The organism is Streptomyces sp. NPDC057854, from assembly GCF_042797055.1.
Lineage (GTDB): Bacteria > Actinomycetota > Actinomycetes > Streptomycetales > Streptomycetaceae > Streptomyces.
The window spans coordinates 1-14,832 of record NZ_JBHVMF010000040.1 but is presented as its reverse complement, the minus strand read 5'-3'; the positions used below and the strand labels follow the sequence as shown (position 1 = coordinate 14,832).

Annotated in this window: 14 protein-coding genes and 1 rRNA gene; 3 read left to right on the top strand and 12 right to left on the bottom strand. The window is 75.4% G+C overall.

Translation table 11 applies throughout. From position 1 onward, the window contains the following. The first annotated feature begins 79 nt into the window (after positions 1-79). Positions 80-1,702, top strand: coding sequence for a PucR family transcriptional regulator (locus ACFVQZ_RS35380; protein WP_030494539.1), 1,623 nt, complete (start codon positions 80-82; stop codon positions 1,700-1,702). Positions 1,703-1,715: 13 nt separating this feature from the next. Here the strand turns inward: ACFVQZ_RS35380 and ACFVQZ_RS35375 are convergent, their stop codons facing one another. The 5 genes from ACFVQZ_RS35375 to ACFVQZ_RS35355 all read right to left on the bottom strand — a co-directional run bounded on the left by ACFVQZ_RS35375 (position 1,716) and on the right by ACFVQZ_RS35355 (position 6,790). Then, complete coding sequence (locus ACFVQZ_RS35375; RefSeq protein WP_030494540.1) at positions 1,716-2,804, bottom strand: glycosyltransferase family 4 protein; 1,089 nt, start codon at positions 2,802-2,804, stop codon at positions 1,716-1,718. A gap of 180 nt (positions 2,805-2,984) precedes the next feature. After that, the gene (recN, locus tag ACFVQZ_RS35370) at positions 2,985-4,736 is read right to left on the bottom strand and encodes a DNA repair protein RecN (protein ID WP_030494541.1); all 1,752 of its coding nucleotides are present in this window, start codon (positions 4,734-4,736) and stop codon (positions 2,985-2,987) included. A gap of 47 nt (positions 4,737-4,783) precedes the next feature. Continuing rightward, entirely contained in the window at positions 4,784-5,701 is a 918-nt protein-coding gene (locus ACFVQZ_RS35365; protein WP_030494542.1) for an NAD kinase, read from the bottom strand. Beyond that, positions 5,698-6,513, bottom strand: coding sequence for a TlyA family RNA methyltransferase (locus ACFVQZ_RS35360; RefSeq protein WP_030494543.1), 816 nt, complete (start codon positions 6,511-6,513; stop codon positions 5,698-5,700). The genes ACFVQZ_RS35365 and ACFVQZ_RS35360 overlap by 4 nt, the downstream gene beginning before the upstream one ends. A 7-nt stretch (positions 6,514-6,520) precedes the next feature. Further along, a complete protein-coding gene (locus tag ACFVQZ_RS35355; protein WP_383628968.1) occupies positions 6,521-6,790 on the bottom strand; it encodes a hypothetical protein in 270 nt (89 codons plus the stop codon). Positions 6,791-6,832: 42 nt separating this feature from the next. Here ACFVQZ_RS35355 and ACFVQZ_RS35350 point away from each other — a divergent pair, with 42 nt between their 5' ends. Beyond that, complete coding sequence (locus ACFVQZ_RS35350) at positions 6,833-7,180, top strand: SCP2 sterol-binding domain-containing protein (protein WP_030494545.1); 348 nt, start codon at positions 6,833-6,835, stop codon at positions 7,178-7,180. Here the strand turns inward: ACFVQZ_RS35350 and ACFVQZ_RS35345 are convergent. The 4 genes from ACFVQZ_RS35345 to ACFVQZ_RS35330 form a co-directional block, all read right to left on the bottom strand. Then, positions 7,169-8,146 carry an ABC transporter ATP-binding protein gene (locus ACFVQZ_RS35345; protein ID WP_383628991.1) on the bottom strand — a complete coding sequence of 326 codons (978 nt, stop codon included), beginning with the start codon at positions 8,144-8,146 and terminating at the stop codon, positions 7,169-7,171. The genes ACFVQZ_RS35350 and ACFVQZ_RS35345 overlap by 12 nt on opposite strands. A gap of 17 nt (positions 8,147-8,163) precedes the next feature. Further along, positions 8,164-9,198, bottom strand: coding sequence for an iron chelate uptake ABC transporter family permease subunit (locus ACFVQZ_RS35340; protein WP_030494547.1), 1,035 nt, complete (start codon positions 9,196-9,198; stop codon positions 8,164-8,166). Next, positions 9,195-10,250: an iron chelate uptake ABC transporter family permease subunit gene (locus tag ACFVQZ_RS35335; protein WP_383628965.1), complete on the bottom strand. Its 1,056-nt coding sequence runs from the start codon at positions 10,248-10,250 to the stop codon at positions 9,195-9,197. Before ACFVQZ_RS35335 ends, ACFVQZ_RS35340 begins: the two co-directional genes overlap by 4 nt. A gap of 74 nt (positions 10,251-10,324) precedes the next feature. Next, positions 10,325-11,392 (bottom strand): HAD hydrolase-like protein, encoded by a 1,068-nt coding sequence (locus ACFVQZ_RS35330; RefSeq protein ID WP_383628989.1) that lies wholly within the window; start codon positions 11,390-11,392, stop codon positions 10,325-10,327. Between the two features lie 84 nt (positions 11,393-11,476). On the opposite strand from ACFVQZ_RS35330, the gene ACFVQZ_RS35325 reads away from it, so the two are divergent. Further along, complete coding sequence (locus tag ACFVQZ_RS35325) at positions 11,477-12,769, top strand: DUF1015 family protein (RefSeq protein WP_383628963.1); 1,293 nt, start codon at positions 11,477-11,479, stop codon at positions 12,767-12,769. A 79-nt stretch (positions 12,770-12,848) separates the two neighbouring features. On the opposite strand, the gene ACFVQZ_RS35320 is transcribed toward ACFVQZ_RS35325, so the two are convergent. The 3 genes from ACFVQZ_RS35320 to rrf all read right to left on the bottom strand — a co-directional run. Next, positions 12,849-13,616 (bottom strand): tetratricopeptide repeat protein, encoded by a 768-nt coding sequence (locus ACFVQZ_RS35320; RefSeq protein ID WP_383628961.1) that lies wholly within the window; start codon positions 13,614-13,616, stop codon positions 12,849-12,851. Continuing rightward, a complete protein-coding gene (locus ACFVQZ_RS35315; protein ID WP_383628959.1) occupies positions 13,598-14,509 on the bottom strand; it encodes a hypothetical protein in 912 nt (303 codons plus the stop codon). The genes ACFVQZ_RS35320 and ACFVQZ_RS35315 overlap by 19 nt, the downstream gene beginning before the upstream one ends. Before the next feature lie 232 nt (positions 14,510-14,741). Next, positions 14,742-14,832 (bottom strand): 5S ribosomal RNA (gene rrf, locus ACFVQZ_RS35310); the annotation flags it as partial.

Genomic DNA, 14,832 nt, shown 5'->3' with positions numbered 1-14,832 from the left:
TCGCCCCTGTGTGCGAGCGGACCCGGCCCGTGACCGCGGTGAGATGTCCAGGAAACACCGTGGGCGATACCGTCCGCCCATGGACACGCAGGGCGGCATCACCGTACAACGGGCACTCGAACTCCCGGGGCTCCGCAGCGGCCTCCCGGAGGTCGTCGCCGGCGCCGACCGGCTCCAGCGGACCGTGCGGTGGGTGCACGCGGGCGAGGTGCCGAACATCGCGTCGCTGCTGAAGGGCGGCGAGCTGCTGCTGACCACGGGTCTGGGCCTGGGCACCCGCCCGGCCGAGCAGCGGGCCTTCGTGCGGCGCCTCGCCGACCGGGGCATCGCGGCGCTCGTCGTGGAGCTCGGCCCGCGCTTCGCCCGGCTGCCGGCGACGATAGTGGAGACCGCCCGGACCGCCGGGCTGCCGCTGGTCCAGCTCCACCGCGAGGTGCCGTTCGTCGCGGTCACGGAGGAGATCCACACCGAGATCGTCAACGGCCACTACGCGCTCCAGCGGCGGGCCGAGGAGATCCACCGGCAGTGCACGGAGGCGCTGCTCGGCGGCGGCGGGGTCCCGCAGGTGCTGCGGATCCTGTCCGGCTTCGCCGCGAACCCGGTCTTCCTGGAGACGGCCGACGGGCAGCTGCTGTACGCGGCGGGCACCGACGCCGGTCCGGCGGACCCGCTCCAGGTCTGGGACGGGCTCCGCGGCCAGCGCGCGGCCCGCGAGTCGGGCCCGCCGACCGGCACGGTCCTCGTCGACGTGCCCGGCGGAGGACCCGGTACGGGTTCGGTGCGGGCCCGGCTGGTGCTGCTCGCGGTCTCCGGCGCCCTCTCCCCCGTCCACCGGATGGCCGCCGAGCGCGCCGCCGGCCTGCTCGCGGTCGTCCTCATGCAGGCCCGGCAGGAGGAGGAGCTGGCGGCGCGCGGCCGGGGCGACTTCCTGACGGACCTGGCGGAGGGCCGGATCTCGGCGGAGGACGCGCCGGCGCAGGCCCGGGTGCTGGGCTTCCGGCCGGGCGAGGGCCCGCTGCTGCCGGTCGTGATGCGGCTGGCCCCGGAGCTCTCCCCGTCCGGCAGCTGGGCGCTGCTCGCGCGGGCCGTCCACGAGGAACTGGCGTCCGTCGGCGTGCCCGCGCTGCTCGGCGTCCGGCCGGTGGAGGGCCGGGTGCCACTGCTGCTGGGGCTGCGCTCCGAGTCGGAGCGGACGGCGGTCGCCGACCGGGTCGCGGCGGCGCTGCGGGCCGGGGTGGAGCGGGCCGGCCTGGAGGGCGCCGGGGCGCACCCGCCGGTGGTGGTGGTCGGCATGGCCGGCGGCTGGGCGGCGGCGTCGGCGGGGCTGCGGCACGCGGCGGAGACGGCGACGGCCGCGCAGGGGCTGACCGACCGGCCCTGGTACGACGCCCGGCGCCTCGACATCGACCTGCTGCTGTGGCGGCTGCGCGACCACCCGGACCTGGCGGCCTTCGTCGACCGGGCGATCGGGCCGCTCCGGGACCACGACCGCACCTCCCGGCCGCCGCTGCTGCCGACGCTGGAGACGTATCTGGCGCACGCCGGCCGCAAGGCGGAGACGGCCCGGGAGCTGCACCTCAACCGCCAGACGCTCTACAACCGGCTGGCCCGGATCTCGGAGCTCCTCGGCACGGACCTGGACGACCCGCAGACGGTGCTGGCGCTGTCGCTGGCGCTGCGGGCCCGCCGGCACACGCCGTAGGACCCGGGGGCGGTCAGCGGGCGGACAACTCGTCGTAGACGCTGAGGACGTGGGCGAGGGTGTCGTCCTCCGACGGCCACGTCCCGGCCTGGACCCGGCCCGCCGCCGCGAGGTCCATCCGCCGCTCCTCGTCCTCCAGGAGCCCCCGGACGGCCTCGGCGAGGGCGCGGGCGTCGCCGTACGGCACCAGTTCGGCGGCGTCGCCGACGAGTTCGGGGACGCCGCCGACGGCGGTGGCGACCAGCGGGACGCCGAGCCGCAGCGCCTCCTGGGCGAGCGGCGAGCGCGCCTCCCAGCGGGACGGCAGCACCGCGACGTCGGCGGCGGCGAGGAGTTCGGCGACGTCGTCGCGGCGCCCGACGATCCGGACGGCGAGCCCTTCGGCGACGATCCGCCGCTGGAGCGCGGCCCGTTCGCGGCCCTCGCCGGCGATGACGAGCAGCGGCGGGGGCGCCAGCTCCCGCCAGGCGCGCGCCGCGTCGAGCAGCGTGCCGTACCCGCGGCCGGGTTCGAGCGCGCCGACCGCCATGAGCAGCGGCCGGTCGACGGCGCCGAGTTCGGCCCGGGCCTTGCCGTCCTGGAGGCAGACGGGGCCGCGCGGGGCGGGCAGGGTGACGGGGGCGAGCCGGGCGTCGCGGGCGCCGCGCCGGCGGGCCCGGTCGACGAGGTCGGAGGAGGTGGCGAGGACGACGTCCGCGGCCCGGGCGGTACGCCGTTCCAGGAGCCGGACGAGTCCGCCGCGGGGTCCGTCGGCGGGCGGGCGGCCGTGCCAGGTGGTGACGAGCGCGGTGCGGGCGAGCCCGACGCCGCCGGAGACGGCGAGCGCGGCCCGGACGGAGGCGTGCAGGCCGTGCGCGTGGACGACGTCGGCGCCGATGCAGGCGTTGCGGAGCGCGGCGACGGTCGCGGGGTCGTTGCGCCGGGGCAGCGGCACGACGTGCGCGCCGGCGCCGGAGTAGTCGTAGAGGCGGTCGAGTTCGGCCGGGGCGCACACGGTCACCCGGACGCCCCTCGCCACCAGCCCCGAGGCGAGTGATCGGACGTGCGCGCTGCTGCCCGCGCTGCCGCCGCCCAGCACCTGGACCGTACGGAGCTGTGTCACGCGCCCAAGGATGCCAGTCCGGGCGGCCGACCGTACGCACGTTCCGGCACCGACACCGCATCGTTCCCGTGTCCGAGCGCCGCCCCGCCCTCCCGGTTCACCCGACCGAGCGAGCGCGCGCCCTCACGGCGCGCGCCCCCTGGTGGCTCGCGGCGCCCGGACGACGGCCCGGGCCCCGCCTCAGCCGTCGGCCCTGGCCGTGGCCAGCAGCTCCTCCGCGTGGGCGCGGGCGGTCTCCGAGTCCTCCTGGCCGGCCAGCATCCGGGACAGCTCCCGGACCCGCTCCTCGCCCTCCAGGACGGTGACGCCGGACCGGGTCACGGACCCGTCGTTGGTCTTCTCGACCAGCAGCTGCCGGTCGGCGAAGGCCGCCACCTGCGGAAGGTGCGTCACGACCACGACCTGCGCGGTCTTCGCGAGCTTCGCGAGCCGCCGGCCGATCTCCACGGCCGCCTTGCCGCCGACGCCCGCGTCGACCTCGTCGAAGAGGTACGTCGGCACCGGGTCGACCCCGGCGAAGACCACCTCGACCGCGAGCATCACCCGCGACAGCTCACCCCCGGACGCGCCCTTGGCGATCGGCCGCGGCGGCGCACCCGGGTGCGGGGCGAGCAGCAGCTCGACCTCGTCGGCGCCGGCCGGCCCGTACACCACCCGCCGCCCGCCGACCTCGACGCCCGCGGCCTCGTCCAGCGCCTCGGTCTGCCGGATGTCGAACGACACCCGGGCGTGCGGCATGGCCAGCGACGCCAGCTCGGCGGTGACCGCCCGCGCGAACCGGTCCGCGGCCTCCACCCGGGCGTCGGTGAGCCGCTGCGCGAGGACGGACAGCTCGTCGCGGAGCCGGTCCCGCTCGGCGGTCAGCTCCTCGATCCGGTCGTCGTCGCCGTCCAGCTCCAGCAGCCGCGCCGCGCTCTCCTCCGCCCACAGCAGCACGGCCCCGACGGAGTCGCCGTACTTCCGGGTGAGCTGGGTGAGCGCCGCCCGCCGCTCCTCGACCGCGGCCAGCCGCAGCGGATCGGCGTCCAGGTCGTCCGCGTACCCCGCCAGCTCCTGCGCCACGTCGGCCAGCAGGATGGAGATCTCCCCCATCCGGTCGGCGAGCGCGGCGAGCGCCGGGTCGTGCGACCGCACGGCCTCCAGGGCCCGGCCCGCGCCGGCCACCAGCGTGGTGGCGTCCACGGACTCCGGGTCCTCCGGGTTCCCGGCCAGCGCGGCGTGCGCGAGCGCGGCGGCGGAGGCCAGCGCCTCCGCGTGCCCGAGCCGCTCCGCCTCGGCGGCCAGCTCCGCGTCCTCACCGGCCAGCGGCGCCACGGCCTCGATCTCGCCGAGCCCGAAACGCAGCAGATCCGCCTCCTGGGCTCGCTCACGTGCCCGGGTGGTGATCTCCTCCAGCTCGGCGGTGACGGCGCGCAGCCGCCGGTACACCTCGCCGTAGGCGGCGAGCGGCACGGACACCGCCTCGCCCGCGTACCGGTCGAGCGCACCGCGCTGCCGGGCCGGCTTCAGCAGGCCCTGCTGGTCGGTCTGCCCGTGCACGGCGACGAGCTCGTCGGCGAGCTCCGCGAGCAGCCCCACCGGCACCGACCGCCCGCCGAGATGCGCCCGCGAGCGCCCCTCCGCCGAGACGGTACGGGTCACCAGCAGCGCGCCCTCGTCCAGCTCCGCCCCGGCCTCCTCGGCCCGCCGCGCGGCGGGCGCGCCGGGCGGCAGGGTGATTCGCCCCTCGACGACCGCCGAGCCCGCCCCGATCCGCACCAGGGCCGGGTCGGCCCGCCCGCCGAGCAGCAGCCCGAGACTCGTGACGACCATGGTCTTGCCCGCGCCGGTCTCACCCGTCACCGCGGTGAAGCCGGGCGACAGCTCGACCACCGCGTCGTCGATGACCCCGAGCGACCGTATCCGCATCTCCTCCAGCACGCCCCAGACCATACGAGGTTTCCGCACCGGGACGCGACATCACCCCCACCCCGGGGCGGTCAGTGCGGCGCGCCCCGCCACCCCGAGACCGGCAGCGCGAACTTCGCGACCAGCCGGTCCGTGAACGACGCGTGGTGGAGCCGGGCGAGCCGGACCGGGACGGCGCCGCGCCGGACCTCGACCCGGGCGCCGGAGGGCAGCTCGACGGTCCGCCGCCCGTCGCACCACAGCACCCCGTGCGGGGTGTGCGGCTCGACCTCGACGGCGAGGACCGAGTCGGGGGTGGTGACGAGCGGCTTCGCGAACAGCGCGTGCGCCCCGATCGGCACCATCAGCAGCGCCTCCACCTCGGGCCACACGACCGGACCGCCGGCCGAGAAGGCGTATGCGGTCGAACCGGTCGGCGTCGCGCAGATCACCCCGTCGCAGCCGAAGCCGGTGACGGGCCGCCCGTCGATCGCGAGGACGACCTCCAGCATCCGCTCCGGGGACACCTTCTGCACGGCGGCCTCGTTGAGCGCCCAGTCGCGGTGCAGGGTGTCGCCGTTCTGGAAGACGGCGACGTCGAGGGTCATCCGCTCCTCGACCTCGTACGCCCGGGTGACGACCCGGTCGACGACCTTGTCGAGGTCGTCCCGCTCGGCCTCGGCGAGGAAGCCGACGCGCCCGAGGTTGACGCCGAGCATCGGCACGCCGGAGGCGCGGGAGAACTCGGCACCGCGCAGCAGCGTCCCGTCACCGCCGAGGACGATGATCAGTTCGCAGCCGTCCAGCGCCTCCGGGCAGTCGTCCGGGATCTTCTCCACGGACGGCGGCAGCGGCAGGTCGGCCGCCTCCGCCTCCAGGACCCGGACGCCGATGCCGCTGCGCAGCAGCCCCAGGACGACGAGTTCGGCGCTGCGCACGGCGGCCGGCCGGCCGGTGTGCGCGAGCAGGAAGACGGTGCGTGGTGCCTGTGGTGCCGCTGTGTCTGTCAACGAGGTCCCTCCGCCACGGCGCGGTCGACGTCCGCCGGATCGAGCGCGGGCGCACCCGCCCGCAGCCACAGAAAGTACTCGACGTTCCCGGACGGCCCGGGCAGCGGGCTGGCGGTGACGCCGGCCACCCCGAGCCCCAGCCCGGCCGCCTGCCGGGCGACGTTCTTCACGGCGTCGGCGCGGAGTTCGGTGCTGCGGACGACGCCGCCGGAGCCGAGCCGCTCCTTGCCCACCTCGAACTGCGGCTTGACCATCAGCACGAGGTCGGCGTCCGGGGCGGTGCAGCCGACCAGCGCGGGCAGCACCAGGCCGAGCGGGATGAAGGAGAGGTCGCCGACGACGAGGTCGACGGGGGTGCCGTCGATCGCGTCGAGCGTCAGCTCGCGCACGTTGGTGCGGTCCTTGACGGTGACCCGGGCGTCGCTCTGGAGCGACCAGGCGAGCTGCCCGTAGCCGACGTCGACGGCGACGACGTGCCCGGCGCCGGCCCGCAGCAGCACATCGGTGAAGCCGCCGGTGGAGGCCCCGGCGTCGAGCGCCCGGCGGCCCTCGACCTTCAGCCCGCGCGGGACGAAGGCGGCGAGCGCGCCGGCGAGCTTGTGGCCGCCGCGCGAGACGTAGTCGGGGTCGGAGTCGTCCTGGGAGACGACGATCGCCGCGGCGGTCTCGACCTGGGTGGCGGGCTTGGTGGCGACGGTCTTGCCGACGGTCACCCGGCCCGCGGCGATCAGCTGGCTGGCGTGCTCGCGCGAGCGGGCGAGTCTGCGCCGGACCAGCTCGGCGTCGAGGCGGCGGCGTGCCACTCCTGCCACGGTGGGTTCAGCTCCTGGGGTCGTGCGGACGGGGTGCGGGGGCCGGGTGCGCGTCGAGCGAGGTCAGCTCGGCGCGCAGGCCCCGGTGTACATCCTCGTACACCGCGAGGTGTCCGTCCGCCGGGAGGTGGTCGGCCTCGCCCAGCCGCTCGACGAGCGCGTCGACGGCCGGCAGCCCGGTGGGTTCCCGCTCGACCCCCAGGGGGGCGGCGGTCGCGGGCCCGGCCTCCAGATCCGTACCGGTGTCCGTACCGGTGTCCGTCATCGCTTCGTCCATGCCCCGACGCTACCGCGAAGCCCTGGGGTACGGTCGACGGCGATGGCGACGATCACGGAGTGCCGCGGCGCACTCGACAAGCTGGCGGAGAACCTCGCGGGGGCGGACGGCTCGGTCCGGGGCGCGGCGGCGCTCGACCGCACCCTGAGCTGCCACCTCACGGACCTCGACACGACCTTCACCGGCCGGCTCACCGGCGGCCGGATGGTCGTGGAGTCGACGGTGGACGGCCCGCCGCCGCACAAGGCGCAGATCCGGCTGGCGATGACCGGCGACGACCTGGTCGCGATGGTGGACGGCGGGCTGAACTTCGCGAAGGCGTGGGCCTCCGGCCGGGTCAGGCTGGAGGCCGGCTTCCGCGACCTGCTGCGGCTCCGCTCACTTCTGTAGGGCGGGCTTCTGCGGGGCGGGCGCCTCCGGAGCGGATTCCCGCCCGGCCTCCTCCGCGCCCTCCTGCCCGGCCTTCCCCGCGGTCTTCTCCGCGGCCTTCTCCGGGGTCTCCTGCGCGGGCACGGACCGCCGGCCCGCCCGCGCCTGCCGCCCGGCCGGGACGACCAGCGGGGTGCCGGTCTCCGGGTCCTCGATGACCTGGCAGCGCAGCCCGAAGACCCGCTCGACCAGCTCGGCCGTGACCACCTCCGACGGCGGCCCCTCGGCGACGACTTCGCCGCCGCGCACCGCGATGAGGTGGGTGGCGTACCGGGCCGCGTGGTTGAGGTCGTGCAGCACGGCGACGAGCGTCCGGCCCTGCGTCTCGTGCAGCTCGGCGCAGAGGTCGAGCACGTCGATCTGGTGCTGGATGTCGAGGTACGTGGTCGGCTCGTCGAGCAGCAGCAGCGGGGTCTGCTGAGCCAGGGCCATGGCGATCCACACCCGCTGGCGCTGGCCGCCGGAGAGCTCGTCCACGAACCGGTCGGCGAGTTCGGCGACGCCGGTGGACTCCATCGACTCCTGGACGATCCGCTCGTCCTCGGGCGACCACTGCCGCAGCAGCCCCTGGTGCGGGTAGCGGCCCCGGGCGACCAGGTCGGCGACGGTGATGCCGTCGGGCGCGATGGACGACTGCGGCAGCAGACCGAGGGTCCGGGCGACCTTCTTCGCCGGCAGCGAGTGGATCGACTGCCCGTCGAGCAGCACCCGGCCCTGGGCCGGCTTCAGCATCCGGGACAGGGCGCGCAGCAGCGTGGACTTGCCGCACGCGTTGGGCCCGACGATGACGGTGAAGGAGTGGTCGGGGATCTCGACGGACAGGTCGCGGGCGATGACCCGCTGCTCGTACGCGAGGGTGACCGACTCGGCCCCGAGGCGCTGCTGCTGCCGACCGCTCATGGGCGTGCTCCTGTTGTCCTGGTCCATGGTGCTCTCGTTGGTGGTCATATCCGGCCCGCCTTGCGCTCGCTGACGAGCAGCCAGAGCAGGTAGCAGCCGCCGAGGATGCCGGTGATGACGCCGACGGGCAGCTGGCGCTCGCCGAAGGCGTGGCCGGCGATCCAGTCGGCGCTCAGCAGCAGCGCGGAGCCCATGACGGCGGACACCGCCAGGTTGGGGCCGGGCGCGCGGGTGAGGCGGCGGGCCAGCTGCGGGGCGCTGAGGGAGACGAAGACGATGGGCCCGGCCGCCGAGGTGGCGACGGCGACGAGCAGCACCGCGGAGGCCATCAGGACGATCCGGGTGCGCTCGACCTTCACCCCGAGCGCGTACGCGGCGTCGTCGCCCATCTCCAGCATCCGCAGCGCCCGGCCGTGGCCGAGGACCAGCGGCACGAGCACGCAGCAGACGGCGAGCAGCGGCCAGAACTGGGTCCAGTCGCGTCCCTCGAGGGAGCCGGTCATCCAGACGGTGGCGCGGGTCGCGTCGACCAGGCTGGCCTTGGTGATGAGGTAGTGGATGACGGAGGTCAGCATGGCGGCGGCGCCGATGCCGACGAGCACGAGCCGGTAGCCGTGCACCCCGCGCTTCCAGGCCAGCAGGTAGATCGCCGCGCCGGTGAGGACGCCGCCGACGACGGCACCGAGGGCGGTGGCGACGGCGCTGCCCTGGAAGAGGACGATGACGGTGAGCGCGCCGACGGTGGCGCCCTGGCCGAAGCCGATGACGTCGGGGCTGCCGAGCGGGTTGCGGGAGATCGACTGGAAGACCGCCCCGCCGAGGGCGAGCGCGGCGCCGACCAGGGTGGCGACGAGGACCCGCGGCAGCCGCAGCTCCATGAGCGCGAACTCCTGGACGGCCGTCCCCTGGCCGAGGAGGGTGTCGAGGACCTCGGACGGCGTCATCGGGAAGTCGCCGGTGCAGACGAGGACGGTGCCGACGCCGAGGGTCAGCAGGATCAGCCCGAGGCCGACGAACGCGGCCCGCGGCGCGTACCGCAGGGACAGCCCGCCGCCGGTCCGCAGGGTCTTGGTGGTCACAGCTGGGCCATCCTCTTGCGGCGTACGAGTCGGATGAAGACGGGCCCGCCGACGAGGGCCGTCACGATGCCGACCTGGAGTTCGGCGGGCCGGACGACGACCCGGCCCAGGACGTCGGAGCCGAGCAGCAGCACCGGCGCGAGGACGGCCGCGTACGGCAGGATCCACCGCATGTCCGGGCCGGTGATCGCGCGGACCATGTACGGCACCATCAGGCCGAGGAAGACGATCGGGCCGCAGGCGGCGGTCGCGGCCCCGCACATCAGGGTGACGGCCACCATGGCGAGGATCCGGGTCCGGTTGATGCTGACGCCCAGCGCCCGGGCCGAGTCGTCACCCATCTCCATGGCGTTGAGCGGCCGGGCGATCGCCAGCGCCAGCACGGCGCCGACGAGGATGAACGGCGCGACCCGGCCGACGGTCTCCATGTCCGCCGAGGCCAGCGAACCGACCGTCCAGAAGCGGAGCCGGTCGAGGGCGGCGGCGTCGAGCAGCTGCACGGCGTTGACGTAGCCGTACAGGGCGGCGGTGGCGGCCGTGCCGGCGAGCGCGAGCCGCACCGGGGTGGCGCTGCGGCTGCCGCCGAGCGCGTACACGACGACGGAGACGACGGCGGCGCCGACGAAGGCGAACCACACGTAGTCGCGGACATCGGTGACGCCGAGGAAGGTGATGGCCGACACCACGGCGGCGGCGGCACCGGCGTTGACGCCGAGCAGTCCCGGCTCCGCCAGCGGGTTGCGGGTCAGCCCCTGCATCACCGCGCCGGCCAGACCGAGCGCCAGGCCGACGAGCAGCCCCAGCAGGGTGCGCGGCACCCGCACGTCGTGGATGACGACGTCGTTGCCGACGCCGCTGTTCTGGAACAGCCCGTGCCACACGTCGCCGATCGGCACCGGCTTGGCGCCGATCATGACGCTGAGGACACAGACAAGCAGCAGGACGCCGACCGCCACGAGCAGCCCGAAGGCGCGCACGGAGTTCCGGCGCTTCGGCGACTGCCCGGGACCTGTCGGCTCCGCGCTCGTACGGGAGGGACTCTCGACCAACACGGAGTTAGGTTAGCCTACCCAACATTGATCTAGGAGGCCCCGGCCCTCCCCAATCCCACCGGCCCTTCCGACGACTACGACAACCCGAGCCGCGCCAGCGCCTTCCCCGCGTCGAGCGTGCACGCCCCCGCACCGGCCCACGTCCACGCCGCCCCGCACAGCGCCCGCAACCCGTCCACGACGTCGGCGCCCTCCGCACCGTCGAGGACGAGCGCGCCCCCGGCGGCCGAGGCCCGCCACCCGCCGCACCGGAACCCGCCGTCGCCGTCCGCCTCCACCTCCGGCTGCCCCGTCAGCAGCCCCCGCAGATCGGCCGCCACGTACGTCGGCCGGTGCTCGGGCACCGCCGCGAGCAGCGCCGCCCCGTCGGTGACCCCGGTCAGCACCAGCAGCGAGTCCACCCCGCCGTTGAACGCGCCCTCGATGTCCGTGTCCAGCCGGTCCCCGACGACCAGCGGCCGCTCGGCCCCGGTCCGCAGCACGGTCTCCCGGTGCATCGGCGGCTGCGGCTTCCCCGCCACCTTCGGCTCGAACCGCCGACCGGTCGCGATCCGCACGACCTCGACGGCGGCCCCGTTCCCCGGCCCGATCCCCCGCGCCCCGGGAATCGTCAGATCGGTGTTGGACGCGTACCACGGCACCCGCCGCCCGACCGCGTACGCCGCCTCCGCGAACCGCCCCCACGCCATGTCCGGACCGCCGTACCCCTGGACGACCGCGACCGGCTCGTCGTCCGCCGACTCTACGGGCACCAGCCCCCGCTCGCGCAGCGCCACCCGCAGCCCCTCACCGCCGACGACGAGCACCCGGGACCCCTCCGGCACGTCCTCGGCCACCAGCCGGGCCACCGCCTGCGCCGACGTGACGACGTCCCCGGGAGCCGCCGGCACACCCAGCTCGGTCAGGTGCGCGGCGACCGCGTCCGGCGTCCGCAGCGCGTTGTTCGTCACGTACGCCAGCCGCATCCCGCCGTCCCGGGCCGCGCCCAGCGCCTCCACCGCGTACGGGATCGCCGCCCCGCCCGCGAAGTACACGACCCCGTCGAGGTCGAGCAGCGCCGTGTCGTACGCCGCGCTCAGCGCGACCGCGCTGCCGCCGGGCCGGCTCCGTCCCGTCCGCCGCTCCTGGCCGTCTCCCGCCATGACCACCCGCTCCTCACTCGTCACCTGGGCATCCCCCGCTCCCCCGATCATCGCTCATCGCCACCGCGCGCCTACCATGACGAGATGAACTCCTCAGGTCACGCGGCCAGCGACGTCCGCGACGACACCGGCGGGCTGCGCCTGCACCCGTTCCGCGGCATCCGGTACGTCCCCGAGCGGGTCGGCAGCCTCGCGGCCGTCATGTCCCCGCCCTACGACGTCGTCGTCCGACCTGACGGACTGCTGCACCTGGAGTCGGCGGACCCGCACAACATCGTCCGGCTGATCCTCCCCCAGGCCGTCTCGGCCGGCACCCGCCACCGCAAGGCGGCGGTGACGCTGGACCGCTGGCTGTCCGACGGCGTCCTCGCCCCCGACCCGAGCCCCGCGCTGTACGTGTACGAGCAGCAGGGCGACGGCATCCTGCAGCGCGGCATCATCGGCGCCCTCGAACTGACCACGCCCGACGAGGGCGTCGTCCTCCCGCACGAGGACGTCATGCCGCACGTCGTCGAGGACCGGGCCGCCCTGATGCGCTCGACGGCCGCCAACCTGGATCCGCTGCTGCTGACGTACCCGGGCACGGGCGACGGCGCCGACGAGGTGGTACGGCGGACGATCCTGCGCGAGCCGCTGCTGGCGACGACCACCGAGGACGGCTTCCGGCACCGCCTGTGGGCCGTCACGGACCCGGCCGAGCAGGCGGCGATCACGACCGAGCTCGCCCGCCACCAGGCCCTCATCGCCGACGGGCACCACCGCTGGGCGACGTATCTGCGGCTCCGCGACGAGCGTCCCGCGCCGGGCCCCTGGAACCAGGGCCTGGTGCTGCTCATCGACACCGTCCGCTATCCGCTGCGGGTCCGCGCGATCCACCGGCTGCTGAGCCGGCTCCCCCTGGCGGACGCCCTGGACGCCGTCGGCGACTCCTTCCGGGTCCGCCGCGTCGAGCGCCCCCTGCCGGAGGCCCTGGAGGCCCTGGCGGAGGCCGCCGCCGAGGGCAACGCCTTCCTGCTGGCCGGCGACGGCGGCTTCCACCTCCTGGACCGCCCGGACCCGGCCCTGCTGGCTCGCGCGGTCCCGGCCGACCGCCCGGAGGCGTGGCGGACCCTGGACGCGACGGTCCTGCACGCGGCGCTCCTGGAACACGTCTGGCGCGTCCCGGACTCCCCCGAGGACATCGCCTACATCCACGACACGGCGGCGGCCGTCGCTCAGGCCGAGCGCCGCGGCGGCACGGCGGTCCTGATGCACCCGGTCCGGGAGGAGGTCGTCCGCGACCTGGCCCGGCAGGGCGTCACGATGCCCCGCAAGTCGACGTCGTTCGGCCCGAAGCCGGCGACCGGCCTGGTCCTCCGCAGCCTGGCCCTGGACTGACCGGGACGGCGGCCGTACGAACGCCGAAGGGGCGGCACCCACCGGGTGCCGCCCCTTCGTCATCTCACGTCAGAGCGCCTCAGCGCTCGTCGCTCTCGTCGTCGACGTCGTCGGCGTCGAGGGCCTCGATGTCGTCCGCGTCCGCGGCCTCGTCCGCCGCGCGGCCGTCGACAGCGTCGCCGGCGTCGTGCTCGTCAGCCTCCTCAGCCTCGTCGTCGAAGGCGTCGACGAACTCGACCCCGTCCAGCTCGGCGAGCCGGTCGGAGGCGTCGGTGGCACCGTCCTTGTCGGCCTCCAGCGCCTTGGCGAACCACTCCCGGGCCTCCTGCTCCCGCCCGGCGGCGAGCAGGGCGTCGGCGTAGGCGTACCGCAGCCGCGCGGTCCACGGGTGGTTGGCGTGGGAGGCGAGCTCGGGGCTCTGCAGGGTCACGATGGCGGCGTCCAGCTGCCCCATGTCCCGGCGGGCACCGGCGGCGACGAGCCGCATCTCGACCTGCCCGGCCTTGTCGAGCTTCTGCACCTCGGGCTCGCCGGCCATGGCCAGCGCCCGCTCGGGCCGGCCGAGGCCGCGCTCGCAGTCGGCCATGACGGGCCACAGGTCCACGCCGCCGCTCATCCGCCGCGCGGCCCGGAACTCGGCCAGCGCCTCGGAGTACTTCTGGTTGGCGTACGCGGCGAAGCCGGCGGCCTCGCGGACGGCGGCGACGCGCGAGGCGAGCCGCAGGGCGACACGGGAGTAGCCGTACGCCTTCTCCGGGTCCTCGTCGATCAGCTGGGCGACCATCACGAGGTTGCGCGCGACGTCGTCGGCGAGCCCCTTGGGGAGGCTCATGAGCTCCTGGCGCACATCCGGGTCGATCTCCTCACCGGTGACCTCCGGCGGGATCGGCAGCCGCTTGATGGGCGCGCGGTCAGAACGGTCGCCCCGGTCGTCCCGGCGCCCGTACCCACCCCGGTCGTCCCGGCCCCGGTACCCGCCACGGTCGCCGCCGCGATCGTCCCGACCCCGGTAGCCACCGCCCCGGCTGTCGTCCCGCCGGAAGCCACCGCCCCGGTTGTCGTCCCGACGCTCGTCCCGGCGCTCGTCCCGACGGAACCCACCGCGATCACCACGGTCGTCCCGGCGGAAGCCACCGCCGCGCTGGTCGTCACGGCGCTCGTCACGCCGGTCGTCGCGCGGGAAGGAGGGACGGTCGTCCCGACGGAACGACGGCCGCTCATCGCGCCGCTCGTCACGCCGGAACCCACCACGGTCATCGCGACGGAAACCGCCGCCACCACCGCGCTGGTCACCGCCACGGTTGTCATCCCGACGGAACCCACCGCGATCACCGCGATCGTCCCGGCGGAAACCGCCACCACGCTGGTCGTCACGGCGCTCGTCACGCCGGTCGTCGCGCGGGAAGGAGGGACGATCGTCCCGACGGAACGACGGCCGCTCATCGCGCCGCTCGTCACGCCGGAACCCACCCCGGTCGTCACGACGGAAACCGCCGCCACCACCGCGCTGGTCGCCACCCCGGTTGTCATCCCGACGGAACCCACCGCGATCACCACGGTCGTCCCGGCGGAAGCCGCCACCGCCACCGCGCTGGTCGCCCCCGCGGTCGTCACGGCGGAAACCGCCGCCGCTACCGCGCTGGTCACCGCCGCGGTCGTCACGGCGGTAGCCGCCGCCGCGCTGGTCGCCCCCGCGGTCGTCGCGTCGGAAGCCACCCCCGCCGCCACGGTTGTCGTCACGGCGCGGCCCACGGAAGCCGCCCCGGTCGCCACCGGCACCGTCCCTGCGACGCGGCTCGCGCTCCGGACGGTCGTCGGGAGAGTTGGTGGACATCGGTGTGACTCCTGTCTTCGGGGTGCTGCAGTCATTCTCGCGCAGCCGGCACCCGGCCGCGCTTCGGCACATCGTCAAGCAAAAACAAAGGACCCCTGGTCCCAGCGTGAACGCTGGGACCAGGGGTCCTGAAGAATTGTTCGGCGGCGTCCTACTCTCCCACAGGGTCCCCCCTGCAGTACCATCGGCGCTGAAAGGCTTAGCTTCCGGGTTCGGAATGTAACCGGGC